Origin of the sequence: Microbacterium oxydans, assembly GCF_900095745.1 — a bacterium.
Lineage (GTDB): Bacteria > Actinomycetota > Actinomycetes > Actinomycetales > Microbacteriaceae > Microbacterium > Microbacterium oxydans_B.
This window is the reverse complement of the sequence record NZ_FMIR01000014.1, coordinates 298696-323145: the sequence shown is the minus strand read 5'-3', so window position 1 is coordinate 323145 and position 24450 is coordinate 298696. Positions and strand designations below refer to the sequence as shown.

The following is a 24450-nucleotide window of genomic DNA, read 5'->3' as shown; positions in this document are numbered from 1 at the left end:
CATGTCGACGCGCGATGCCCTGCGCCGTGCCGTTCGCGCCGATCTGGGCGGCTCCGCCGTCGACGTCGCGCCGCGACTGCTCGGCGCGGAACTGCGCACGTTCGTCGTCGGGCCCGACGACGCGGAGCTGCTCGAGGTGCGGCTCCGCATCACCGAGGTCGAGGCGTACCACGGTCGGGGCACCGGCGAGATTGCGGATCCCGGATCGCATGCGCGGATGGGGCCGACCGCTCGCAACGCCACGATGTGGGGCGAGCCCGGGCACCTGTACGTCTACCTGAGCCACGGCATCCACTCGTGCGTCAACGTCGTGTGCGGGCCGGAGGGGCAGGGCGACGGCGTGCTGCTGCGCGCGGGCGAGATCGTTGCCGGAGCGGATGCCGCCGCTCGGCGGCGGGGTGCCGCACTGCCTCTCGGTCGCATCGCCCTTCGCGACCTCGCCCGCGGGCCGGGACGCCTCGGTCAGGCCGTCGGGTTGCGGCATCCGCTGCACGACGGGATCGACGCCGTCACGGGGGAGGAGCGGCACGGGGCCCGCGCCGAGCTGTGGCTGGGCGATCAGCGGGACGACGTGGTGAGCGGCCCGCGCGTCGGTGTCGCAGGGGTCGCCGGCACGCACGCGTTCCCTTGGCGCTTCTGGATCGATGGTGATCCCACGGTGTCGCCGTTCCGCTGGGGACGGGGTGCCGCCGAAGCTGCGGCTCTCGTCGACCCTCCGCCCGTGCTAAACTGACTCTTTGTCTGCGCACACTCCTGTGCGCAGTTCGCGTGCTTCCCCTTCTGCGGCCGAGAGATCGGCGGGTCGTGGTTGCGTGCAGACAAGGGATCTTGGGTGAGGCCGTCCGGTCTCACGGTATAGAAGGAGTCACATCATGGCAGCAGTGTGCCAGGTGACCGGAGCTGTTCCCGGCTTCGGACACAATGTCTCGCACTCGCACCGCCGGACGAAGCGCCGCTTCGACCCGAACGTGCAGAAGAAGACGTACTTCGTTCCGTCGCTCGGTCGTAAGATCACGCTCAACGTGTCCGCCAAGGGCATCAAGGTGATCGACGTCCGCGGCATCGAGAACGTGGTCAAGGACCTCCAGGCGAAGGGTGTGAAGCTCTAATGGCCAAGAAGGCTCAGGACGTTCGTCCGATCATCAAGCTGCGTTCGACGGCAGGTACGGGTTACACGTACGTGACGAAGAAGAACCGCCGCAACACCCCCGACCGCCTCGTGCTCAAGAAGTACGACCCGGTCATCCGTCAGCACGTCGAATTCCGAGAGGAGCGTTGATCAATGGCTAAGAAGAGCAAGATCGCTCGCAACGAGCAGCGCAAGGTCATCGTCGAGCGTTACGCCGAGCGTCGCGCCGAGCTGAAGAAGACCCTGGTCGACCCGAACGCCACCGACGAGGCCCGCGAGGCCGCACGCGTCGGCCTGCAGAAGCTGCCGCGCAACGCGTCGCCGGCTCGCGTGCGTTCGCGCGACGTCATCGACGGCCGCCCCCGCGGTGTCCTCACGAAGTTCGGCATCTCGCGTGTCCGCTTCCGTGACATGGCACACCGTGGCGAGCTGCCGGGTGTCACCAAGTCGAGCTGGTAAGTCTCAGCTGACAGAAGGGGCGAGGATCTTCGGATCCTCGCCCCTTCTGCGTGCCCGGCGCTTCGTCCTGCGTTGTGGTGCCCTCGCGTTGTGGTGCCCTCGCGTGTGGTGCCCTCGCGTTGTGGGGCCCTCGCGTGGGGCGGACTTCTCGGTCATGGGCGGAAGCTCGTCGCGGATTCCTCCGCCCATGCCCGAGTCCTCCGCCTGACGACTAACACTGCACCGCGCTCATGAGCCCGGCTGCGTACACAAAGCCCGGGATTGGCGAAGAGTGGATGCCGGGTTGCGCGGCATCATCGACGGATGGATGTCGTCGGCGTGCTCAGGGCGCGGAAGGGGATCGCCCGTGTTGCCGCGCTGCGCCGTTGCGGCGTGACGGAGCATATGCTCCGACAGGCGGTCCGCGCGGGCCTCGTGAGCTCGGTGTGCCGTGGCTGGGTGGCTCTTCCGGGTGCTGATCCGATGCTCATCGCGGCAGCACGGCGCGGCGTCGTTCTCAGTTGCATCACCCTCGCCGAGCGGAAGGGGCTGTGGGTGTCGTCGGCATCCGAGCCGCACGTGGCGGCTCCGGTGAACTCCGGTCATGCGAATGCCGTCAGGGGCGTCGTGCACTGGAGTAGACCGGCCATCCCCCGAGATCCGGAACTGCTCGAAGACTCGCTCGAGAATGCTCTCATTCTCGTGGCCCGCTGTCAGCCGCATGAAGATGCGCTCGCGACCTGGGAGTCCGCGATGCGGGCGCGGATGGTCGACGCCGAATCCCTCGAGCGGATGGCCCTCCCGCCGGCGGCGAGAAGACTGCTCACGGATGCTCGGCCGTTCGCGGATGCGGGGACCGAGACCATCTTCCGGACGCGAATGGCCTGGCTGGACCTGCCGATCACGCCGCAGGTGTGGATCGTCGGGCATCGCGTCGACTTCCTGGTCGGAGAACGACTCGTCGTTCAGATCGACGGCGGCCATCACGTGGGGGTGCAGCGCACGAGTGACATCGCTCACGACGCCGAACTCATGGTCCGGGGTTACCACGTGATCCGGATCGGCTACGACCAGCTCATGAACCAGTGGGCCTCTGTGCAGGGCAACATCCTGGCCGCGATCGCTCAGCGTCTCCATCTCGAGCGGTGAGCCGGATGCCTCTGCGCTCCCTGTCGGGCGGAGACCTCGCCGATGGGCGGAAGAATGCGCCGTTATCCTCCGCCCAACGGCGAGATCTCCGCCCCACGCGGTGGTGTCAGCGGCCCCCGAGCGAGACGATCTCATGTCACGCGACGGCGGCGGTGGTGTGCGCGACGGCCCAGGCGAGGGCCTCGTCGGCGATCTCCTCCCAGCCCGCCTGGCTGACCAGGCGGTGGGTGCGCCCGGGGTACTCCTTGTACTCGACGACGGCGGGGCTGCCGGTGGAGCGGTACTTCTGCACGATCGCGCGACCGATGGCCGGCGGCACGACGTGGTCGATCTCGCCCGTGATGACATACAGCGGGGCCCGGTCGGTGCGCGCGTAGTCGACGTGGGTGACGCCGCCCTTCTCATTGAACGCGGATGCGACGCCCTCGAAGAAGACCCGGTTGTAGGAGTTCACGGCCGATTCCTCCCAGAGGCGGTCGGACTCGGCGCGGCTCAGGTCGTTGCCGAACGTGAAGTGGAAGTGGCGCTTCGACAGCGGCTTGGCGCCGTTGCGGCCGAAGGGGTTCGCGAGGATCGGGGTGCCGGTCCACAGTGTCGACAGCGGCAGGGTGGTGATGCCCGCGGTCTGTCCGGGGGCGACGCCCACGTACGCGGCTCCGACGCCGCGGTCTGCCAGCATCTGCGTGATGACGCCGCCGAAGGAGTGGCCCATGACGATCGGCTTCACGGGCAGTGCACGGATGATGCGCTCGTAGTGGTCGACGATCTGCTTCAGGCCGATGCCCTTCAGCGCGGACGGATCGCGGCGGATGTCTTCGACCGAGCGGTCGTCGATGCCGGGCCAGCCCGGGACGATGACCTCGTGGCCCTGGGCGCGGAAGCGCTCGGCCCAGGTGTTCCAGCTGGCGGGGGTCATCCACAGGCCGTGGATCAGGACGATCGGGGTCTTGTCGGTGGTGTTCATGGTCTTCTTCTCTCTGTTCGGCTCCCGCTGATCGGAAGTGCGTTACGCTGATAGTAGACCGAACGTTCTATCTACCACAACCTATTCCCAAAACCGGGAAATCGGATTCGGATGCCGGGGTTCGGATGACACGATGAGAGGAAGATCATGGACACCACGACGAAGCGCCCCAGCCCCGCCCGCGCCCGGCTGATCGATGCCGCCACCCGCCTCTTCTATGAACAGGGCATCCACGCGGTCGGCGTCGACCGCGTGATCGAGGAGGCCGGTGTCACTCGCGCGACCCTCTACAAGCAGTTCGGCGGCAAGGAGAACCTCGTGCTCGCCTACCTCGGTCACGAGGACGAGATGCTCCGCGCGATGTTCACGGAGGCGGGAGCGGCCGTCTCCGATCCCGACGCGCTGCTGGATGCGGTGGTCCAGGGCATCGCCGCCGACATCCGCGAGCACCACACGCGGGGCTGCCCCTTCATCAACGCGGCCGCGGAGTATCCGGATGCCGGCGGCGCCGTGCGGCAGCTCATCGACGAGCATCGGGAGTGGTTCCGCTCGACCCTGCAGCAGGTCGCCGAGGCTGCCGGTCTCGAGCGGCCGGAGGAGGTCGCCGCGTCGCTCGTGCTGCTGCGCGATGCCGCGCTCGTCGGCGGATATCTCGACGGCGAAGGCCGTGTCAGCCCGGCGTTCGAGCGCACGGCCAGGGCCGTGATCGACGCGCACCGGGCTCGCTGACGACCCCGGAATCTGTGACTGGAGTGGCCAAAGTGGTGCGACACGCCCAGTAATTGCCCAAAACCCGCGAAATGACGCGGAAATGTGGGTGGTGGTTGATACATTCGAGGCGGTCACTAGACCAGGAGCATCCGCTCCGATACCCACAACGATGCGACGGGATCTCGTCGCTGGAGGATGACATGGCTGACAAGTCCATCACCAAGACCGAGCTCGTCGCGAGCATCGCAAGCGCCACGGGCCAGAGCCAGGCCACCGTCTCCGGTGTCCTCGACTCCCTGTTCGCCACGGTCTCCGACGCTGTTGCCAAGGGCAGCAAGGTCTCCATCCCGGGCTGGATCTCCTTCGAGCAGGTCGACACCGCTGCTCGCACGGGCCGCAACCCGCAGACCGGCGCCGAGATCAAGATCCCGGCCGGCAAGCGCGTCAAGGTGACCGCTGGCTCCAAGCTCAAGGCTGCCGTCAAGTAATCTGACCGCACCTCATCGAAGGCCGCTCCCGTTCCGACGGGGGCGGCCTTCGTGCTTTCCCCCCTCCGGGCGCGCCTAGGCTGGAGGGGTGAGTTCCCGCAGCGAGTCGACGAGTCGGATCTCGGCGTATCGCATCGCCGGGATCGTCATCCTCCTCATCGCGGCACTGGTCGCCCTGACGCTCGCGCTCCTCGTCGGCGGAGGCGCGAAGCCCCCGCTCCTGCAGGACCCCGGCCCGTTCGTGCTCTGGGGCACGCCGATCGCCAAGCTCGTGATGAACATGTCCGGCGCGGTGATGCTCGGCTCCCTGGTGCTGGCCCTGTTCGGGCTGCGCGCGGGGGATCGCTCGTTCGACGCCGCGCTGAACATCGCCTCGGTCGGCGCCGCCGTGTTCACGATCTCGGCTGGCCTCGCCGGGTTCCTCGCCTTCATGGCCGCCTTCAACCCGAAGCTCAGCATCGAGCGCGAGTTCGGCACACAGCTGGGCCGCTTCCTGCTGGAGCTGCCGCTCGGCCAGTCCTGGCTCATCACCACGCTCTTCGGCGCGATCATCACGGTGCTCGCGTTCGCCTGGCGCTCGTGGACGCCCACGCTCATCACGGCGCTGCTGGCCGCGGCATCCTTCCTGCCACTCGCGACGCAGGGTCACGCGGGCGATCTCGCCGGGCACAACATGGCGGTCAACTCGATCCTGCTGCACACGATCGGCGCGGCCGTCTGGCTCGGCGGCCTTTTGCTGCTGATCCTGCTGCGCGGACGTGCCGACGTCGACACCGCGCAGCTCGTCGGACGCTACTCGTCGCTCGCGATCGCCGCCTTCGCCGTGGTCGCCGTCTCGGGGGTCACGCGATCGATCGTCGCGGTCGGTGACTGGACCGCGCTGTGGACCACGCCCTACGGCTGGATCGTGCTCGCCAAAGTCGCGCTGCTGGGCGGAATGGGCCTGCTCGGCGCCTGGTACCGCGCCCGCCTCATCCCGAAGCTCGCCGGAGCCCGCGCCGCCGGCTGGTTCTGGCTGCTCGTGCTGTGCGAGGTCGCGCTGATGGGCCTCGCCTCCGGCGCCGCGGCCGCGCTGGCCCGTACGCCCCCTCCCACGGGAGAGACCGCCGCCTTCCTGCAGACGCCCGCCCAGATCCTGACCGGGGCGACACTGCCGCCCGAGCTCACCCTCGAGCGTTGGTTCACGGCGTGGGACATCGACGTGCTCTGGCTCATCGCGGCGGGCCTCGGACTGTTCTTCTACCTGGCGGGTGTGTGGCGCCTGCACCGGCGCGGCGACCGCTGGCCGATCCATCGCACGGTCTTCTGGGTGCTGGGGATGCTGCTGCTCGTCTGGGTCACCGGCGGTCCGATCAACGCGTACCAGGAGTACCTGTTCAGCATCCACATGATGGGCCACATGATGCTGTCGATGGCGATCCCGCTGTTGCTCGTCTCCGGGGCCCCGATCACCCTCGCGCTGCGCGCCATCCACAAGCGCGACGACGGCACCCGCGGTGGCCGCGAGTGGATCATGTGGGCCGTGCACTCGCCGTTCGCCCGCGTGGTCACGCATCCGTTCGTCGCGGCGGCCATCTTCATCCTGTCGCTGTGGGCCTTCTACTTCACCGACCTCGTGCGCTGGTCGATGTTCGAGCACCTCGGTCATGAGTGGATGGTCATCCACTTCCTGATCTCGGGCTACCTGTTCGTCATGAGCCTCATCGGCGCGGACCCGGTCCCCTACCGTCTGCCGTATCCCGGACGCCTGATCACGCTGATCGCCGTCATGGCGATGCACGCCTTCTTCGGCATCGCGATCATGATGCAGGAGGGGCTGATGGTCGCCGACTGGTTCGGGGCGATGGGTCGCGACTGGGGTGTCGACCCGATGCAGGACCAGTACGTCGGCGGCGGCATCGCGTGGTCGATCGGGGAGATCCCGACGCTCATCCTCGCGATCACGGTCGCCATCCAGTGGAGCCGCAGCGACACGAAGCTGCAGCGTCGGGCAGACCGGCACGCGGATCGCACGGGAGACGCGGAGCTCGAGGAGTACAACGCCAAGCTCGCGGCGCTCGCCGAACGCGATCAGCGCCGCGAAGAAGGCCGCTGAGACCCGTCGCGGGGTGCGCAGTCGTCCGGGACCTCAGTCGACCGGGACGTCACCCGGGGCGCCGACCCTGATCGACGCCGAGCCGTTCGGCAGGATCACGATCGTGCCGTTGAGCTGGAACGGCACGTCTTCGGAGAGCGGTGCGATCGACCCGTCGAACAGCGACTGGATCTCGACGTCGACGTGCGCCACGGCCTCGGTGGTCGGGATCTGCCACTGGCCCTCGTCGGGGATGACCGTGACCTGAGGCTGGCTCGCGATGGACCACTTCGGCGGGGCGGTGATCCGGTTCGTGACCCGCAGGCCGAACGGGCAGGCGGTCGGCTGCAGCACCTCCTGCGTCGTGCACTCCGTGAGGAACTGCTCGACCTGCTGCTGCACGACCTTGACGAACTCCTCGGTCGGCTCGGTCTGCACGTCGAGCGGCGTGACGGCCAGGGGCGTGTCTGACAGCACGCCGTGCCCGGATGCGGTCGCGATGGGAGTGTCGACCGTGATCGAGTACAGCCCGGGTGTGAAGACCAGCAGCGGCAGGGGATCGAGTGCGCCCGCCTCGGGCCCGAGGGCCGACACCTGTCGACGGTCGACCTCGAAGCCGTTCACCGCGAACTGGTCGGCGCCGCGAACGGTGAGGTCGATCACGGCGAGGGGGCTGGTGGTGAAGCGCCAGTTCGGGGTCACGCCCGCCCAGCCGTCCTGCTCGATGAGGAACGTGCTCGTGCCGGAGTGGCCGCTCGCCTGGTAGCTCACGGTGACCGCGGTACCGCCGTCTGCGGGCTTCTCCGACTCGACCTTCACATCGGTCAGCGGTGCGAGTGCCGAGCGCCGGAGCATCGCCTCCGAGGCTGCCGGGTCGATGCCCGCCTTCTCGAGGGTCTCGCGGTCGATCGCGACGCCGGGAATGCGGAGAGCATCGGCGGCGCGGCCCGCGGAGAGCAGGTCGAGATAGCGGGTCACGAAGGCGGAAGGGCCGTAGAACTGCTGGTACAGAGTCGCGCCGCCGGCACCGAGTGCGGCGACCAGCATGAGCCCGACGACGGCCAGCATCGCCAGATCGACGCCCAGGCGCGATCGCCGGGGCGCGCGCGTGCCGGCCCGTCCCATGGCGTCAGTCTAGGAGGGCGTCCTGGGGGGACGCCGAGCGTCGGCAGCCGCAGGCGGATGCCGGGACGTAGCATGGGTGGCGCCCCGTTTCCGTCTGCTTCCCCTGTGAGTGCCGTGTCCCTTCCCGCCCTGTCCGAGGAGCAGCAAGAGCTGTTCCGGCTCATCGAGGACACCGGCGAGCACGTCTTCATCACCGGGCGTGCCGGCACCGGCAAGTCGACGCTGTTGCAGCACTTCGCCTGGCACACGAAGAAGCAGATCGCGATCTGTGCACCCACCGGTGTCGCGGCGCTCAACGTCGAGGGCCAGACCATCCATTCGCTCTTCCGGCTGCCCATCGGCCTGATCGGCGACGCCGACATCGACCAGAACGATGCGACGCGACGCATCCTCAACGCCATCGAGACACTCGTGATCGACGAGATCTCGATGGTCAACGCCGACCTGATGGATGCGATCGACCGCTCCCTGCGCCAGGCCAGAGGGCGCAGGGGTGAACCGTTCGGTGGCGTGCAGGTCGTCATGTTCGGCGACCCGTACCAGTTGGCGCCGGTTCCCCCGCGGGGTGACGAGGCCCGCTACGTACAGGACCACTACCGCTCGTTCTGGTTCTTCGACGCCAAGGTGTGGGCCGGCGGGTCCGGGATCTCCGATCAGGGAGGCCTGTTCGAGGTCGACACCCGTGCCGAGCTGCACGTGCGGGAGCTGGTGCAGATCCACCGCCAGTCCGACGACGGGTTCAAGGCGATGCTGAACGCCGTGCGCTACGGGCGGGTGACCGCCGAGATCGCCGGGGTGCTGAACACGCAGGGCGCGCGCACGCCGCCGGATCCGGAGCCGGGCGAGGTGCCGATGATCACCCTCGCCACGCGCAACGACATCGTGAACAGCATCAACAGCAGGCATCTTGCTGCACTGCCCGGCAAGGAGCAGACCGCGCGCGCCGAGGTCAGCGGCGACTTCGGGCGCGGCGAGGCGTCGCTGCCGGCCGAGTCCGAGCTCAAGCTCAAGGTCGGCGCGCAGGTGATGTTCCTGCGCAACGACACGGCGATGTCCGGAGAGCCGCCCCGCTGGGTGAACGGCACCATCGGAACGGTGGTCCGCATCATCGGCAGCGCGGTGCGCGTCGACATCGACGGCGAGGAGGTCGACGTCGAACCCGCCGTGTGGGAACGGTTCCGCTACGCGTACGACCAGAACACCAAGAAGCTGTCGCGCGACGTGGTGGCCGAGTTCACCCAGTTCCCGCTGCGGCTCGCCTGGGCGGTCACGATCCACAAGTCGCAGGGCAAGACCTACGAACGCGCGATCATCGACCTCGGCTCCGGCGCCTTCGCGCCGGGGCAGACGTATGTCGCGCTGAGCCGGCTGACCTCGCTCGAGGGGCTCTACCTGTCGCGCCCGCTGCGACCCCGCGACATCCGGGTGGACGAGGACGTGCGCCGGTTCATGCGCGACGCCTGGCTGGCGGCGTCGACACCGGAGCTGCCGAAGAGCTGACGCCTCAGGCCGCGGCGCGCGCCCGGTCGAGGTCTTCGAAGAGCTCGGTGTTGAAGCGGTAGGCGAGGAGCACCTCGTCGATCACGCGCTCGCGCTCGGCGTCGTCCCACGGCGCCGCGTCGAGCTGCTCGCGGTACACGTCCTTGAAGGCCGACGGGTCGGCGATGTCGTCGAACAGGTAGAAGCCGATGCCGTTGGTCTCGAAGCCGAAACGACGGGCCATCACGCGGCCGATGAAGATCCCACCGGAGAGGTCGCCGAGGTAGCGCGTGTAGTGATGCGCCACGAAGCCGCCGGCCCAGGTCGCCCCGACCTGACGGATGCGGTCGACATAGCGCTGCGTGGTCGGCAGCGGCACGATCTGCTCGCGCCAGTCGGCGCCGAGGAGGAACTCCAGGTCGGCCTCGAGCGCGGGAAGGCGGGTGAGCTTGTCGCTGAGGAAGACCGAGGCGATCGGGTCCTGGCGCATGCGGTCGCCGGCGCTCTCGAGTGCCTCGTAGATGAAGTAGTGCTGAGCGACGAGCGAGATGTAGTCCTCGCGGGAGCCCTCACCCTTCAGGAGGTCGGACATGAAGCCGGCGGTCTCGCTGCGGGAGTGCGATCCGGACGAGCGCTCGCGCAGGGCGGCGGAGAAGGAGAGGATCTCGGGCATGACCTTAGTGTAAGGGGAGCCTTACCTCAGAGGAAAGCCCGGAGTCACCGGAAGTCGTCCGGCGCCACGTCGCCGCGACGATCAGGCGTGCGGACGCGGCTCGACCCCGAGACGGGCGCAGGCCTCGTCATAGAGCGCCACGACCTCGCGACGCACCGACGGGCGGTCGGCGATGGGTCCTCCGGGCCACGGCACGCGCAGCTCGGAGGCGGCGCCGCCGGCGGTGATCGCCCACACCCCGCCATCGCCGTCGAAGCCGGTCATGACGGAGTCGCTGATCTCGGCGTCGGTCTCGGCGAAGGCGCGGGCGATGAGCAGATTGTCGTCGGTGTGGTCGCCGTTCATGTGGCGGAGAACGGCGGCGATCACGTCGGCATCGAAGAGGTGGGACACGATTCTCACCTTACGCGCGCGCAGGGATCGCCCGGCGCGGGGCCGACTTTCAGGATCCGCGTTCTAGACTCGGGAGACACATCCTCGGGGGTTCTACATGCAGCTTCTCTCGTCGCGCCGTTGGCGCGCCGCAGCGGCCAGTGCGGCCGTGCTCGCTCTCGTCCTCACCGGATGCTCCTCCGAAGGCTCCTTCACCTACACGCCACCGGCTCAGGTGGACGGCGCTCTGCCCGACGCGACGGTCGAGGCCATGCAGGCGGCCGTCGACAACGCGCTCACCGCATCCGGCGCCTCCGGGGCGATCGTGGGCGTCTGGGTCCCGTGGAGCGGCAGCTGGGTCACCGCATCGGGCACGCAGGACCGCGACGGCGGCGAGCTGTCCACCGATATGACCTTCCGCGTCGCCGACGTGACCCGCCTCATGACGTGCGACGTGCTCTACGCCCTCGCCGACGAGGGGACCGTCAAGCTCGACGCCAAGGTGCCCAAGTACGTCTCGGGCGTCGCCGACATGAAGGACGTCACCCTCCTCGACCTGTGCAACGGCACGAGCGGTGCCGGATCGTCCGAGCCGACGATCAAGGGCGCGCTACTGAACACCCCGGAGCGCATCTGGGCTCCGCTGGAGCTCGCCGGCTACGGGCTGGGCCGCGAGCGGGTGGCACCGGCGACGACCTTCCGCGATTCCGACGCGGGATACCTCCTCCTCGGCCTCGCTCTCGAGCGGGCCACGGGCATGTCGGCATCCGAACTGATCGCGGAGTACGTCACGGAGCCGCTCGAACTCGCCGCCACCTCGCTCCCCGGCTCGACGCCGGCTGCGCCGGGAGACACCCCGTTGAACGGGCACTACATGTCGGCTGTCGAAGGCGGCTTCAACTGCGCCGCCCCGGTCGACATCACCACGCTCTCGGCCAGCTCCGGTTACACCGACTCCGGCGTGGTCTCCAACATCACCGATCTCGGTCGCTACGTCCAGGCCGAGGCGAAGCAGGTGCTGCGCACGAAGGACAAACCGGCTCGCTTCGGCAGCCCGCTCCCGGCCGGCGCACACGACCCGTCCTGGTTCCAGACCGCCGGTGGGGCGTTCCTCGTGGGCTCGATGGTCGGTCAGCACGGCTCGGTCCCGGGCTACGCCACGGCCGCATACTCCGATCCGGCGACCGGGTTCACCGTCGCCGTGGTGCTGAACGACTCGACGGCAGGCGTGGCGATCGCGCAGCAGCTGTCGTGGGAGCTCGCGGCGATCGCGTCGAAGGCCCCCGCGGCGTCCGGCCAGACGGCGCCGGAGTTCGGGCTCCCCTTCACGGCGGAGCAGTACCACGAGGCGATCTCGAAGTCCGCGCTCGCCTGCGTGCCGCCGCCTGCGGAGTGACCACCGGCCCGACCTCGGTGCGGAAGGGAAGGGCGACGATGGCGATCATCGACAACGCGATCTACGTGGACGGTGTGCGCACCGAGAATCCGCAGAGCCTGAGCGAGACGTTCGAGCGCATGCGGGAACGCGGCGGGATGAGCTGGATCGGGCTGTACCGGCCCAGTGAGGAAGAGATCCGCGAGGTCGCCGACGAGTTCGGCATCCACGCCCTCGTCGTCGAGGATGCTCTCTCGGGGCACCAGCGCGCCAAGCTGGAGCGCTACGGCGATGTGCTGTTCATGGTGCTGCGCCCGGCCCGCTACCTCGACGAGGCCGAGGAGGTCGAGTTCGGCGAAGTACACGTGCTGGTCGGCCCCGATTTCGTCGTGACGATCAGGCACGCAGAATCGCCCGACCTCGGACGCGTGCGGCACCGGCTGGAGGGCGACCCCGCGCTGCTCGCCCTCGGTCCCGAAGCCGTGCTGTACGCCATCCTCGACGAGGTCGTCGACGAGTACGCGCCGGTCCTCGCGGGACTCGAGAACGACATCGACGAGATCGAGAGCCAGCTCTTCGAGGAAGACGTGGATGCCACGCAGCGCATCTACGAGCTCGGCAGGGAGGTCATCGATTTCCAGCGCGCGACGCAGCCGCTCTCCGGAATGCTCGAGGCGCTGCTGCGCGGCTCGGACAAGTATCTGGTGGGGGAGGAACTGCGGAGCTACCTGCGCGACGTGCTCGATCACACACTCCGAGTGAGCGACCGAGCGACGACCTTCCGGACCGTCCTCGACAACGCCCTCACCGTCGAGTCGACGATCGTGGCCCGCCGGCAGAACGAGGAGATGCGGCGGATGACGGAGCTCAGCATCCGCCAGAACGACGAGGTCAAGAAGATCTCCGGATGGGCGGCGATCCTGTTCGCCCCGACACTCGTCGGCACGATCTACGGCATGAACTTCGATCACATGCCGGAGCTGCACTGGCTGCTGGGCTATCCGATGGCAGTCGGCATGATGGTCGCGCTGGGATTCGGCCTGTACGCGGCGTTCAAGCGCAAGGGCTGGCTCTGACGCTGGCCGGAACCATGCGGTCGTTGGCCGGATGGGACCTTGCTCGGCGCCTCGGCGGCGATCACGATGAGCCCATGACGACTTCTCCCGACACCGCCCTGCTGGTCATCGATGCACAGGAGTCGTTCCGCCAGCGCGCCGACGACTGGGCGGCGACCGCGAACCCGGCGGTGCTCGACAACATCGCACTCCTCGTCGCGCATGCCCGCGAGATCGGCGACCCGGTCGTGTGGATCACCCACTCCGAACCGGGTACCGGAGGCGTGTTCGATCCCGCCAACGGATTCGTGCGGGTGATCGAGGAACTCGAGCCTCGGGATTCCGAGGACGCGCTCACCAAGACCACCGTCAACGCGTTCGGCTCGACCGACCTCGAGGAGCGACTGCGGCGTGCAGGCATCCGCCGCGTCGTCGTCTGCGGCATCCGCACGGAGCAGTGCTGCGAGACGACCACCCGTATCGCCGCCGACCTGGGCTTCGAGGTCGAGTTCGTGACGGATGCGACGACCACCTCCGCCATCCCGGCTCACGGTGCGCTCGCCGCCGTGTCGGGGGAGGACCTCATGCGCCGCACCGAGAGCATCCTCTCGGCACGCGGGTTCGCGACCGTCACGAGCACACAGGAGCGGATCGGCGCAACCGCGGGCGTCTGAACCGCGGATCAGTCCTCGTCGGCCTCGACCCCCGGACCAGGGCCCGGACGCACCGGAGCGTCGGGGGCGATGTCGATCCGGGTGTTGCCGTCGTGCTCGCTGACCTCGATGCGCGGGGCGGCATCAGCCTCGGTCGCATCCGGCGCGGCGGTGAGCTGATCGTGGCGCTTCTCGGTGCTCGTCATCTCATCGGCGTTGTTCTCAGGCGTGCTCATGGTTCTCCTTCGGGTCGGTTGCGGTGTCAGGTTTCGGGCCGGTCCCGAGTGGTGCGCCACCGGTGCGCTTCCGGTTCCAGCGGGTGAGCAGGTACAGGACACCGCCGACGGCGAGCAGGATCGCACCGAAGAGCCAGACGACGGGGCGCTGCTGGGTGAGCAGCAGGATGCACGAGGCGATGCCGAGCACGGGGACGAACGTCCAGACCCGGAAGTGATCGTTCTCGACGTGATCGCGCCGGAGGACCAGCACCGAGATGTTCACGCTGAGGAAGACGACCAGGAGCAGCAGGACCACGGTCTCGGCGAGCGTGGCCAGATCGCCGACGAGGGTCAGCCCCATCGCGACGAGCGTGGTGGTGAGGATCGCGACCCACGGCGTCTTCCGCTTCGGCAGCACGCGGCCGAGCACCGGCGGCAGCAGGCCCTGCTCGGCCATGCCGTAGGTGAGGCGACTGACCATGATCATGGTCAGCAGGGCGCCGTTCGCGACGGCGACGAGGGCGATGAGGCTGAACAGCCAGGAGGGGATGCTGACGCCCGTGGCCTCGACAACGGCGAGCAGGGGGCCGCTGGACTCCTGCAGCTCGGCGGGCGGGAGGGCGATCGAGCTCGCGAGGCCGACGAGGACGTAGACCGCGCCGGCGGTGATGAGTGCTCCGAACAGGGCGCGAGGGTAGGTGCGCCGCGGGTTCTTCACTTCTTCGATCATGTTGGCCGAGGTCTCGAAGCCGACGAACGAGTAGTACGCGATGACTGCTCCGGAGAGCACCGCCATGGCAACGCTCGTTCCCTCTGGCGCCTGCCCGATGCGGGAGACGTCGCCACCCCCGCCGCCGAGGAAGATCGCGACCACGGCGATCACGATGACGAGTCCGCTGAGCTCGATCGCGGTCATCACGAGGTTGGCCCCCAGGGATTCGCGGATGCCGCGGGCATTCAGCAGGCCGACCAGGGCGAGGAAGGCGATGGCCACCGGGATCGTCGGCAGGTCGAGGAAGGTGCCCAGGTAGTCGCCCGCGAACGCGATGGCGAGTCCTGCCGCGCTGGTCACGCCCGCCGCGAGCATGCTGAAGCCCACGAGGAACGAGACGAGCGGGCTGTGGAACGCGCGCTCGGCGAAGACCGCGGCCCCGCCCGCGCGTGGGTACTTGGTGACCAGTTCGGCGTAGGAGCCGGCGGTGAGCATGGCGAGCAGCAGCGCGAGGAGCAGCGGCGCCCACAGCATGCCGCCCACCTTCTCGGAGAGCACACCCATCAGCGCGTAGATGCCCGCACCGAGCACATCTCCGAGGATGAAGGCGAACAGCAGCGGGCCGGTGATCGCTCGTCTCAGCCGCGTGGGGGCCTCGGCGCCGGAGGCAGTCTCGGTGGTCATCCTCGCACGCTACGGGGGAGGGGAGGCGCGGACCACGGGGTTGACATCACCGCCCTGGCTCCGGCATCCGAGCGGCGTGGATGTCACGGCGATCGTCGCTCGGGAGCGAGTTCAGGGATTTCACAGCAATACCGCGCGGCATCCCGATATTCCGGCGCGCGCAGCGATAGCGTCGGTGCCGCACGAGGGGTGCGTCGGCCAGGGTGCGCGGGCAAACGGATGACTTTCCCCTCTCCTGAATTCCCAAGCAAAGGGCTCTCTCATGACCGGTACGGCACGCAAGGCGCTCGCAGAAGCGGTCGCCACCTTCCTCTTCGTTCTCGCGATCATCGCGGCGGTGAACAGCGACAGCCCGCTGACGCCCCTCGCGATCGGTTTCACCCTGATGGTGCTCGTGTTCTCCACGGGGCACATCTCGGGTGCCCACCTGAACCCGGCCGTCTCGGTCGGCGTGTTCCTGCGCGGCGGTCTCAGCGTCGCCGACTTCATCGCCTACCTCATCGCGCAGTTCGTCGGTGGTGCGGTGGCCGCACTCGTCAGCATGTCGGTCTGGCCGGCCGGTGAAGAGGCCATGGTCATCGAGGTCGGCCCGGCCTTCCTCGTCGAGGCGCTGTTCACGCTGATCCTCGTGTGGGTCGTGCTCAACACCGCCACGTCGAAGGACACCGCGGGCAACTCGTTCTACGGCCTCGCGATCGGTGCGACCGTGTTCGTCGGTGCGGCCACCGTCGGCTCCATCTCGGGTGGCGGCTTCAACCCGGCCGTCGCGCTCGGCCTCTCGGTCAGCGGGCACTTCGCCTGGAGCTCGCTGTGGCTCTACATCGTCGCCCCGGTCGTGGGCGCCGTGATCGCCGCGATCCTGTTCCGCGTGCTCAACACGGACGACGCCAAGAAGATCGCCGCAGCGGAGTAACTCCCCCTGCACGGCGGAAGCGCCGCATCCTCCTCGGAGGGTGCGGCGCTTCTGCGTGTGCGGGACCTGTGGGAGCCTGGGACCGATGGAAACCACCCCGGCGCCGCGGCGCACACTCCTGGTCGGATTCGGCAAGCTCGGCGCGCGCCTCGCGCCCCGGCTTCTCGCCGATGGCGGTGAGGTCTTCGCGTTGCGGCGGAGCGACGGGGAGCTGCCCGCCGGCGTGGTCGGCATCCGCGCTGATCTCTCCCAGCCGCTCACGACGCCGCTGCCTGCCGTCGACGCGATCGTGATCACGCTGCCGCCGGGCGCCGCAGAACACTCCTACCACACGGCGCTCGGCCACCTTCGGGATGCCCTGCCCGCGATACCCGCGCGCACCGTGTTCGTGTCGTCGACCGGCGTCTTCGAGGGGAGCATCTTCGAAGGCGCCGAGGCCGACCGTCCTCTCACCGAGCAGGATGAGCCCGCGGCGGAGACCGAGCGCTCGCGGGGGCTCCGTGACGGCGAGCGCTCGGCGGCCGAGCTGTTCGGCGCCGTGGTCGTGCGCCCGGCGGGGATCTACGGCCCCGGTCGCGAGTTCCTGCTGCGCAAGGTCCGCGAGGGCGCGGCGGTCGACCACTCCCGGCTCACGAACCGCATCCACGAGACCGACCTCGTGCGCACGCTCGACCTGCTCCTGCGCACCGACGATGCGCCACGGCTGGTGCACGCGGTCGATGAGAGGCCGGCACCTCTCGGCGACGTCGTCCGCTTCCTCGCCGGGGAGCTGGGCGTCGAAGTTCCACCCGACGAGGCATCCGACGGCCCGCGCGGGTTCGTGTACGACGGGTCGCTGCTCCACTCGCTGCTCGGGCGTCTCGACTACCCCACCTACGAAGAGGGGTACGCCGAGATGATCGCCGGATCCGCCTCGCACCCGCTGCCCGGCCCGTAGCCTGGACGCATGACGAGCACCCGCACGAGCGCCCGGACCGCCCTCGAAGTCGCCGACTGGCGCCGCCGGGTCTTCGCCCTGTACGACGCCGTGCGTCTCGCCGACTCTCCCGAAGACGCCCACGAGCTGTGGCGGATGGAGCGCGACGAGCTGATGCTCCATCACCCCGCGACGCCGCTGCTGCCCGAGGACCGGCCGCTGTTCGAGGGGCTGCCCCTCGCCTCGTACGACCCCGACTGGCGCTTCGAGCTGCCGATCCTGCCCGCCGACCCCGGCGGCTTCGACTTCGCGACCGGGACCGACGGCGTCGTGCCGTTCGAGCGCATCGGCCGGGTCGAGATCCCCGATGCCGGATCGCTCGACGTCTGGCGACTCACGACTTACGGCGGCGGCCTGTTCATCCCGGTGCGCGACGCGCTCGCCGGACGCGAGGGCGGGACGTACGGCGGCGGCCGCTATCTGATCGACACGATCAAAGGCGCCGACCTGGGATCGGATGCCGCGCGCGGCACGATCGTGCTCGACTTCAACTTCGCCTACAACCCGTCCTGCGCGTACGACCCGGCCTGGGCATGCCCGCTCGCGCAGCCGGGCAACGTGCTCGCCGTTCCCGTCCCCGTCGGGGAGATGTACTGACGGCTCTCAGCCGACGATCTCGATCGCGGTCGAAGTCTCCTCGTCGTCACAGGCGCCCCCGACCCACAGCCGGATCCGCCCCGGTTCCACCCTCCGCACACCGTCGACGCCCGTGAATGCGAGGCGCTCGGTCGGCACCGTGAACTCCACGCGCTGCTCCGCGCCCGCTTCCAGCGCGACCCGCTGGAACCCGATCAACTGCGCGACCGGGCGGGCCACGCTCCCGACCTCGTCGTGCGCATACAGCTGCACGACGTCGGTGCCCGCGCGGGTGCCGGAGTTGCGCACGAGCACGGACGCCCGGAACTCTGCGCCCGCACGGACCGTCGCGTCCGCGGTCAGCTGCTCGTGCGTGAAGGTCGTGTAGCCGAGTCCGAACCCGAACGGCCGCGCCGGCGACGGATCGACGCTCGACACGTCCGTGCGTCCACCGAGCGCGGGATGCAGGTACGAATACGGCTGCACGCCCGCGGACCGCGGCAGCGACACCGGGAGCCGTCCCGACGGGGCGATGGCCCCGCTCAACACGGCCGCGACGGCCGGACCCCCTTCTTCGCCGGGGAAGAAGGCCTGCAGCACGGCCGCCGGGACCTTGCGTTTCTCCGCGGTGGCGGAGCCGGACGGGGCAGGCGAGTTCACCGAACCGAGACCGGCGGTCAGGCCGGCCCCCGATTCCCGATGCGGCAGTGCCCAGTCCAGGGCATACGGCCGACCGGTGAGGGCGACCACCACCACCGGGGTTCCGGTCGCGACGACGGCTTCGACCAGCGCGCGCTGCACCCCGGGCAGTTCCAGCGAGTCGACGTCGTTGCCTTCGCCGACCGTGCCGCGCCCGAACAGTCCAGCGCGGTCGCCGACCACGACGATCGCCACGTCGGCCTCGTCGGCGGAGGCGACCGCGGCCGGGAATCCACTGCGGTCCTCGCCCTCGACCTCGCCACCGACGACATGGGTGATGGTGGCCGCGGGGAGCTCGGCACGGAGTCCGTCGAGCACGCTCGGCAGGGCGATGCCGGCCGGCACCTCGGGGTGATGCGCGAGCACATGGTTCACGAACGAGTAGCACCCCATGAGGGCCTCCGCGCTGTCGGCGTTCGGTCCGATCACGGCGATCTGTGGCGCACCGGAGGCATCCAGCGGCAGCACGCCGTCGTTGCTCAGCAGCACGATCGACTCCTCCGCGAGGCGGCGGGCGAGTGCGCGATGCTCGGGGGAATCCAGGTCGATCGCGTCGGGCGCGACCGTGAAGTCGGCATCCAGCAGTCCCAGCTCCTCCTTCTGCGTCAGGACGCGTCCGACTGCCCGGTCCAGGATGCTCTGCTCCAGCGACCCGTCGCGCACCTGCGCGGCGAGGGTCGTGTACGCGTCGGGCGAGGGCAGCTCCACGTCGATCCCGGCGGTGATCGCCAGCGCGGCGGCCTGCGCGGAGTCGGCCGCGACGTGGTGCATACTCTGCAGGAAGTCCACGGCGAAGTAGTCCGACACGACCACCCCGTCGAACCCCCAGCGTCCGCGCAGCACCTCGTCGAGGTAGTACGGGTCCGCGGCCACCGGCACCCCGTCGATGTCGGTGTACGAGTTCATGACGCTGCGCACCCCGCCCTCGCGCACGGCCATCTCGAACGGCGGAAGCAGCACGTCTTCGATCTCGCGCCGCCCGGCGTGCACCGGCGCGTGATTGCGGCCGGCGGTCGACGCCGAGTAGCCGACGAAGTGCTTGAGGGTGGCGTGCACCCCCTCCGACTGCAGGCCGCGGACGTAGGCGGTGCCGACGGTTCCCACGAGCAGCGGGTCCTCGGCGATGCACTCGTCGACGCGCCCCCACCGCGGATCGCGGACGACGTCGAGCACGGGAGCGAGTCCCTGATGGATGCCGAGTGTCCGCATGGACGACCCGATCGCCCGCCCCACCTCCTCGACCAGCTCGGGATCGAAGGATGCTCCCCACGCGAGCGGGGTCGGGAAGGTCGCCGCCTGCCAGGCGGCCAGGCCGGTCAGGCACTCCTCGTGCACGAGGGCCGGGATGCCCAGTCGGGTCTCGCGCTGCAGCCGTGCCTGCTCACCCCACAGCCACTGCGCGCGCTCGATCGGGTCGACCGGGCGCGTGCCGTACACGCGGGTCAGGTGGCCGATGCCGTGCGCCGTCGCATCCTCGTACCGGGTCGAGGTCTTCTTCTCGCCGGCCATCGGGGCGACGAGCTCGTCTCCCTGATCCACCCAGAAGCCGACGAGCTGCGCCTGCTTCTCCTCGAGCGTCATCTGCTCGAGGAGGCCCTCGACGCGCGCGGAGAATCGGGGGCGGGGTGTGGGAGCGAGCACGTGCGTCTCTTTCTGTGGGGTCTGCGTCGACATCGTCAGCCCTTGACCGCGCCGGTCAGTCCGCCGACGATGCGGCGCTCGAACAGGCTGAAGAAGATCAGGGCCGGGATCATCGACAGCGACGTGAAGGCCAGCACCTTCGCGGTGTCGACCGAGTACTGAGACGCGAACGACTGCACGCCGAGCGGAAGCGTGAACGCCGCCGCATCGTTGAGCACGAACAGGGGGAGGAGGTAGCCGTTCCAGCTGCCGATGAACGCGAGGATGCCGGTGGTGATCACGCCGGGGATCGAGAGCGGCAGAACCATGCGCCAGAAGAAGCCGATCCGGCTGCATCCGTCGATGAACGCCGCCTCCTGGATCTCGTCGGGGATCGCGCGCAGGAACGGGACCAGGATGATGATCGTCGTCGGCAGGGCGAAGGCGATCTGCGGCAGGATGACCCCGCCGAGCGAGTTCATCAGCCCGAGGCTGCGCACCACGATGTACAGCGGGGTGATCGCGACCGTCAGCGGGAACATGAGCCCCGCGGCGAAGAACGCGTAGAGCACTCCGCGTCCGGCGAACCGGTAGCGGGCGAGCACGTACGCGGCCATCAGTCCGAGCGCGACGACTCCGATCGTGGTGGCGAGGGCGACGATGGTGGAATTGAGCACCTGCCGCCAGAACACGCCACCGGTGATGACGTCGAAGTAGTTCGAGAACACCCACGGCTGCGGCATCCCCGACGGGTCGGTCGTGATCTGCGCGTTCGTGCGGAATCCGCCGATGATGATGTACGCGATCGGGGCGAGCATGAGCCCGACGACGATCAGCGCGACGAAGTACACGGTCGGGTTGGCCCAGGGTGGCCGCGGGCGCGGAGCGCGTCCGGGGCGTCCGGCGCGTCCGGGTCGCTGGGTGACGAGTACCGAGGTGGCGGTCATCGCGTCGTCCTCTTCTTCCGTGCAGGGGCGCCGGTGAGGGCGCCGTCCGTGTCGCGTCGCAGCACCGCGCGCTGGTAGATCAGCGCCACGACGAGCGAGATCAGGAACAGGACGACCGCGACCGCGTTGCCGTACCCGAAGTTGCCGGCGTTGCGACCCTCGGAGACCATGTAGGTCGCCATGGTCGAGGTGCCGGCCGTGGAGGCGATGTACTGCCCCCAGATGATGTAGACCAGGTCGAACAGCTGCAGCGAGCCGATGATCGACAGGAACGCCCAGATGCGCAGGGTCGGCGCGAGCAGCGGCAGCGTGATGCGCCACTGGATCTGCCAGTACGAGGCGCCGTCGATCGAGGCGGCCTCGTGCAGCTCCTCCGGAATGCCCTGGAGCCCCGCGAGGAACAGGATCACCGCGAACCCGACGTACTTCCAGGTGATGATCACCATCAGCGTCCAGATCGCGATGTCGGGGTTCGACAGCCAGTCGTTCGCGAGGAACCCGAGGCCCATCTTCTCCAGCAGGTCGTTGAACGCGCCGCTGGTCTGCAGCATCAGGCTCCAGCCCGTGCCCACCACGACCTCGGAGATCACGTAGGGGATGAAGATCAGCACGCGGATCAGCGACTGGCCGCGCATCCGCCGGTTGAGCAGGAGCGCGAGGAGGATCGCCGCCGGTCCCTGCAGGATGAGCGAGAACACGAGGATGAATCCGTTGTGGGCCAGCGCATCGTGGAACAGCGGGTCCTGCAGGATCGTCAGATAGTTCTTCAACCCGACGAAGTCGGTGGGCGGGCCGTAGCCCTGCCAGCTGAAGAAGCCGTAGTAGCCCGCCATCAGCACCGGGAAGATGACGAAGGCGAGGAAGACCAGGAGGGCGGGCCCGGCCAGAAGGATCACTTCCAGCCGGGCGGCCGCCTTATGCCTTGGCTGCGGCATCCTGGACGGCCTTGACGATGTCCTCCGGGGTTCCTTGACCGGCGAGCATGTTGACCACGGCGACGTTGAGCGCGTTGCCCACGTTCTGTCCGTAGACCGTGTCGAGCCACTGCGTCGCGTACGGCGCCGCGTTGTAGGCCGCGAGGATGTCCTTCAGGTACTGCTCGGTCACGGCCTCCTGCGCCACGGTGTTGACCGGCGGGGCGTTGAACGCCTTGTAGTAGGCGGTCTGCACGTCGGACGTGCCGAGGTAGTTGAGGAAGTCGACGCAGGCGTCGGGCGCATCCACCGAGCACGAGTATCCGTCGACGCCGCCCATCATCGAGCCGGCTTCACCGTCGCCGCCCTCGACCTCGGGGAACGGGAACCACGACAGGTCGGGCAGCGGCTTCTGGTCGGGCGTGAGCGATCCGATGACGCCGGGGTTCCAGGCGCCCATGAGCTCCATGCCGGCCTGGTGGTTGGCGATGAGACCCGCCGAGCTACCCGCACCCTGCTGGGCGGTGGTGGTGAGGAAGCCGGAGTTGAACGGCTCGGTGGCCGCGAACGCCTGCAGGTCTTCGCCCGCGCGCACCCAGCAGTCGTCGTCGAAGTTCATCTCGTCGGCGGCCTTGGCGAGCGTCTCGGCACTGCACTCGCGCAGCGCCAGCCAGTAGTACCAGTGGGCGGCGGGCCAGGCATCCTTCGCGCCGAGGGCGACCGGGTCGATGCCGGCGGCCTTGAGCTTCTCGGTCGCCGTCTCGAGCTCGTCCATCGTGGTGGGGTTCTCGGTGATGCCGGCCTCGTCGAACAGGTCCTGGCTGTAGAAGAGTCCGCCGGGGAGCACGGCCACCGGCATCGCGTAGATCTTGTCGTCGAGGCTGCTGGCCGAGTAGGCGGCGTCGGAGATCTCCTCGGCAGCGCCACCGCTGATCGAGTCGGTCAGGTCCTTGAGCTGGCCGGCCTTGACCATCGCGGCCATCTTTCCGCCACCGCGCTGCAGGAAGATGTCGGGAGCATCGCCGGAGTTGAGCGCGGTCTGGAGCTTGCCGTCGAGGTCTTCGTTCTGGACCGACTGGATCTCGATCGTGACCCCGGGGTTCTCCTTCTCGAAGTCGGCGACGGTCTGCTCCCAGAACTCCACGCCGGGTCCGGTGGTGGAGTTGTGCCAGAGCGTCATGGCGGCGTCGCCGCCGCCTCCGCCGTCGGGGGTGCTGGCCGTGCACCCGCTGAGTGCGAGAGTTCCGACGGCGGCTATCGCGGCCGCGGAGATCAAGGAACGCCGTGTGCTGTTCATGTGATGGTTCTCCTCATCGAGAGTTGCGCCGCGTCTCTGCAGGCGCCGCGGCATCAGGGGGTGTGACCGCGTCGCGTTGCAGTCTGCTGTCGTTCGAGGGAGTCGTCAAACGTTTTCGAAAACAGTTTCCATCGAGGCCGCATCCCCGGATACGCTGGGCGACCATGAGCGGGAGAACCACGATCCACGACGTCGCGAAGGCCGCCGGCGTCTCGGTGTCGACCGTCTCCAAGGCGGTCAACGGGCGCTACGGGATAGCGGATGCGACGGTCCGGCGCGTACTCGACGTGGTGCAGGAGCTCGGTTACGAATCGAGCCTGGTGGCCAGCAGCATGCGCGCCAGGCGCACCGGTGTGATCGGGGTGCTCCTGGCCGACTTCGAGCCCTTCAGCGCCGAGATCCTCAAGGGCGTCGGTGCGGCCGTGCACGACACCGCCTTCGACCTGCTGGCGTACAGCGGTTCGCGGCACGGACAGGGCGAAGGATGGGAGCGGCGGTCACTCAGTCGGCTCTCCGGCACCCTCATCGACGCCGCGATCATGGTCACCCCCACGGTCGTCGGAGCGTCGACCGAGATCCCGGTCGTCGCCATCGATCCGCACACCGGCCGCGCCGACCTGCCGACCGTCGAGTCGGACAGCTTCGGCGGCGCGCTGACGGCGACCCGGCACCTGCTCGACCTCGGCCACCGCCGCATCAGCTTCCTGGGTGGGCGCCCCGATCTGCGCTCCGCCGGACTACGTGATGCCGGGTATCGACGCGCGCTGAGCGACGCCGGCATCCCGGTGGATCCCGACCTGATCCGCTCGGGACGCTACGAGCTCGAGACCACGAGGGACTCGGCGCGGATCCTGCTGGCCGGACCCTCCCGGCCCACGGCCGTGTTCGCCGCGAACGACCTCTCGGCCATCGCCGTGATCGAGGTCGCGCACGAGCTCGGGCTCCGGGTGCCGGAAGACCTCTCGGTGGTCGGTTTCGACGACGTGCCGGAGGCCTCCCGCCGCGCCCTGCCGCTCACCACGATCCAGCAGCCGATGCGACGCCTGGGGTCGGTGGCGGCCGAGATGGTCTTCGCCCTCCTCGCCGGGCAGCCCGTCGAGGAGATGCACGTCACGCTACCCACCAGACTGGTCGTGCGGGCGACCACCGCCGCGATCGGAAACGAGTAAGAGAAGACCCGTCAGCGAAGACGAGTACGAGAAGGGGTAC

At 69.0% G+C, this 24450-nt stretch carries 26 protein-coding genes; 16 read left to right on the top strand and 10 right to left on the bottom strand.

The genetic code is table 11. The features are described from left to right. The first annotated feature begins 1 nt into the window (after position 1). The 5 genes from BQ2383_RS07960 (at position 2) to BQ2383_RS07940 (ending at position 2716) form a co-directional block, all read left to right on the top strand. Positions 2–733, top strand: a complete 732-nt coding sequence (locus tag BQ2383_RS07960; protein ID WP_091032161.1) for a DNA-3-methyladenine glycosylase — start codon at positions 2–4, stop codon at positions 731–733. 139 nt (positions 734–872) lie between these two features. Beyond that, positions 873–1109, top strand: a complete 237-nt coding sequence (rpmB, locus tag BQ2383_RS07955; RefSeq protein ID WP_017203559.1) for a 50S ribosomal protein L28 — start codon at positions 873–875, stop codon at positions 1107–1109. After that, complete coding sequence (gene rpmG, locus BQ2383_RS07950) at positions 1109–1279, top strand: 50S ribosomal protein L33 (RefSeq protein ID WP_017203558.1); 171 nt, start codon at positions 1109–1111, stop codon at positions 1277–1279. Before rpmB ends, rpmG begins: the two co-directional genes overlap by 1 nt. Positions 1280–1282: 3 nt before the next feature. Next, a complete protein-coding gene (rpsN, locus tag BQ2383_RS07945; RefSeq protein WP_017829734.1) occupies positions 1283–1588 on the top strand; it encodes a 30S ribosomal protein S14 in 306 nt (101 codons plus the stop codon). 303 nt (positions 1589–1891) lie between these two features. Further along, complete coding sequence (locus BQ2383_RS07940; RefSeq protein ID WP_091032158.1) at positions 1892–2716, top strand: endonuclease domain-containing protein; 825 nt, start codon at positions 1892–1894, stop codon at positions 2714–2716. Between the two features lie 136 nt (positions 2717–2852). Here the strand turns inward: BQ2383_RS07940 and BQ2383_RS07935 are convergent, their stop codons facing one another. Further along, positions 2853–3680, bottom strand: coding sequence for an alpha/beta hydrolase (locus tag BQ2383_RS07935; RefSeq protein WP_091032155.1), 828 nt, complete (start codon positions 3678–3680; stop codon positions 2853–2855). 147 nt (positions 3681–3827) lie between these two features. On the opposite strand from BQ2383_RS07935, the gene BQ2383_RS07930 reads away from it, so the two are divergent. The 3 genes from BQ2383_RS07930 to BQ2383_RS07920 all read left to right on the top strand — a co-directional run bounded on the left by BQ2383_RS07930 (position 3828) and on the right by BQ2383_RS07920 (position 6974). Then, complete coding sequence (locus BQ2383_RS07930) at positions 3828–4409, top strand: TetR/AcrR family transcriptional regulator (RefSeq protein WP_091032153.1); 582 nt, start codon at positions 3828–3830, stop codon at positions 4407–4409. A 182-nt stretch (positions 4410–4591) separates the two neighbouring features. Beyond that, complete coding sequence (locus BQ2383_RS07925) at positions 4592–4879, top strand: HU family DNA-binding protein (protein WP_017203554.1); 288 nt, start codon at positions 4592–4594, stop codon at positions 4877–4879. An 88-nt stretch (positions 4880–4967) separates the two neighbouring features. Beyond that, positions 4968–6974, top strand: coding sequence for a cytochrome c oxidase assembly protein (locus tag BQ2383_RS07920; RefSeq protein ID WP_208617636.1), 2007 nt, complete (start codon positions 4968–4970; stop codon positions 6972–6974). A 33-nt stretch (positions 6975–7007) separates the two neighbouring features. On the opposite strand, the gene BQ2383_RS07915 is transcribed toward BQ2383_RS07920, so the two are convergent. Continuing rightward, entirely contained in the window at positions 7008–8078 is a 1071-nt protein-coding gene (locus BQ2383_RS07915) for a hypothetical protein (protein ID WP_091032150.1), read from the bottom strand. A gap of 114 nt (positions 8079–8192) precedes the next feature. Between BQ2383_RS07915 and BQ2383_RS07910 the strand changes: the two genes are divergently transcribed. Next, positions 8193–9578 (top strand): ATP-dependent DNA helicase, encoded by a 1386-nt coding sequence (locus BQ2383_RS07910; protein ID WP_208617638.1) that lies wholly within the window; start codon positions 8193–8195, stop codon positions 9576–9578. A 4-nt stretch (positions 9579–9582) separates the two neighbouring features. On the opposite strand, the gene BQ2383_RS07905 is transcribed toward BQ2383_RS07910, so the two are convergent. Then, the gene (locus tag BQ2383_RS07905; RefSeq protein ID WP_091032145.1) at positions 9583–10230 is read right to left on the bottom strand and encodes a heme oxygenase (biliverdin-producing); all 648 of its coding nucleotides are present in this window, start codon (positions 10228–10230) and stop codon (positions 9583–9585) included. An 81-nt stretch (positions 10231–10311) separates the two neighbouring features. Continuing rightward, on the bottom strand, positions 10312–10623 hold the full coding sequence (locus BQ2383_RS07900; RefSeq protein WP_091032143.1) for a DUF2470 domain-containing protein: 312 nt from the start codon (positions 10621–10623) through the stop codon (positions 10312–10314). A 97-nt stretch (positions 10624–10720) separates the two neighbouring features. Here BQ2383_RS07900 and BQ2383_RS07895 point away from each other — a divergent pair, with 97 nt between their 5' ends. From BQ2383_RS07895 to BQ2383_RS07885, 3 genes are all read left to right on the top strand, one after another. Continuing rightward, positions 10721–11998: a serine hydrolase domain-containing protein gene (locus BQ2383_RS07895; RefSeq protein ID WP_091032140.1), complete on the top strand. Its 1278-nt coding sequence runs from the start codon at positions 10721–10723 to the stop codon at positions 11996–11998. Between the two features lie 38 nt (positions 11999–12036). Continuing rightward, positions 12037–13053, top strand: a complete 1017-nt coding sequence (gene corA / locus BQ2383_RS07890) for a magnesium/cobalt transporter CorA (RefSeq protein ID WP_091032326.1) — start codon at positions 12037–12039, stop codon at positions 13051–13053. Positions 13054–13127: 74 nt separating this feature from the next. Continuing rightward, positions 13128–13706: an isochorismatase family protein gene (locus BQ2383_RS07885; RefSeq protein WP_091032137.1), complete on the top strand. Its 579-nt coding sequence runs from the start codon at positions 13128–13130 to the stop codon at positions 13704–13706. Between the two features lie 8 nt (positions 13707–13714). Here the strand turns inward: BQ2383_RS07885 and BQ2383_RS07880 are convergent, their stop codons facing one another. After that, complete coding sequence (locus BQ2383_RS07880) at positions 13715–13921, bottom strand: multidrug transporter (RefSeq protein WP_091032134.1); 207 nt, start codon at positions 13919–13921, stop codon at positions 13715–13717. After that, the gene (locus BQ2383_RS07875; protein WP_244175936.1) at positions 13908–15299 is read right to left on the bottom strand and encodes an APC family permease; all 1392 of its coding nucleotides are present in this window, start codon (positions 15297–15299) and stop codon (positions 13908–13910) included. Before BQ2383_RS07875 ends, BQ2383_RS07880 begins: the two co-directional genes overlap by 14 nt. A gap of 262 nt (positions 15300–15561) precedes the next feature. On the opposite strand from BQ2383_RS07875, the gene BQ2383_RS07870 reads away from it, so the two are divergent. The 3 genes from BQ2383_RS07870 (at position 15562) to BQ2383_RS07860 (ending at position 17785) form a co-directional block, all read left to right on the top strand. Further along, positions 15562–16212, top strand: coding sequence for an MIP/aquaporin family protein (locus BQ2383_RS07870; protein WP_091032128.1), 651 nt, complete (start codon positions 15562–15564; stop codon positions 16210–16212). Positions 16213–16297: 85 nt separating this feature from the next. Then, positions 16298–17149: a hypothetical protein gene (locus BQ2383_RS07865; protein WP_091032125.1), complete on the top strand. Its 852-nt coding sequence runs from the start codon at positions 16298–16300 to the stop codon at positions 17147–17149. A 9-nt stretch (positions 17150–17158) separates the two neighbouring features. Continuing rightward, complete coding sequence (locus BQ2383_RS07860) at positions 17159–17785, top strand: DUF1684 domain-containing protein (protein ID WP_091032121.1); 627 nt, start codon at positions 17159–17161, stop codon at positions 17783–17785. Between the two features lie 6 nt (positions 17786–17791). Here BQ2383_RS07860 and BQ2383_RS07855 read toward each other — a convergent pair whose 3' ends face one another. The 4 genes from BQ2383_RS07855 to BQ2383_RS07840 are packed head-to-tail and all read right to left on the bottom strand — an operon-like array spanning position 17792 to position 23241. Beyond that, entirely contained in the window at positions 17792–20137 is a 2346-nt protein-coding gene (locus BQ2383_RS07855; RefSeq protein WP_091032118.1) for a glycoside hydrolase family 3 N-terminal domain-containing protein, read from the bottom strand. Between the two features lie 2 nt (positions 20138–20139). Next, positions 20140–21030: a carbohydrate ABC transporter permease gene (locus BQ2383_RS07850; protein ID WP_029264402.1), complete on the bottom strand. Its 891-nt coding sequence runs from the start codon at positions 21028–21030 to the stop codon at positions 20140–20142. Further along, entirely contained in the window at positions 21027–21965 is a 939-nt protein-coding gene (locus BQ2383_RS07845) for a carbohydrate ABC transporter permease (protein ID WP_051662406.1), read from the bottom strand. Before BQ2383_RS07845 ends, BQ2383_RS07850 begins: the two co-directional genes overlap by 4 nt. Continuing rightward, positions 21946–23241, bottom strand: coding sequence for an extracellular solute-binding protein (locus BQ2383_RS07840; RefSeq protein ID WP_091032116.1), 1296 nt, complete (start codon positions 23239–23241; stop codon positions 21946–21948). Before BQ2383_RS07840 ends, BQ2383_RS07845 begins: the two co-directional genes overlap by 20 nt. A gap of 164 nt (positions 23242–23405) precedes the next feature. On the opposite strand from BQ2383_RS07840, the gene BQ2383_RS07835 reads away from it, so the two are divergent. Next, positions 23406–24410: a LacI family DNA-binding transcriptional regulator gene (locus BQ2383_RS07835; RefSeq protein WP_029264405.1), complete on the top strand. Its 1005-nt coding sequence runs from the start codon at positions 23406–23408 to the stop codon at positions 24408–24410. Positions 24411–24450 lie beyond the last annotated feature (40 nt).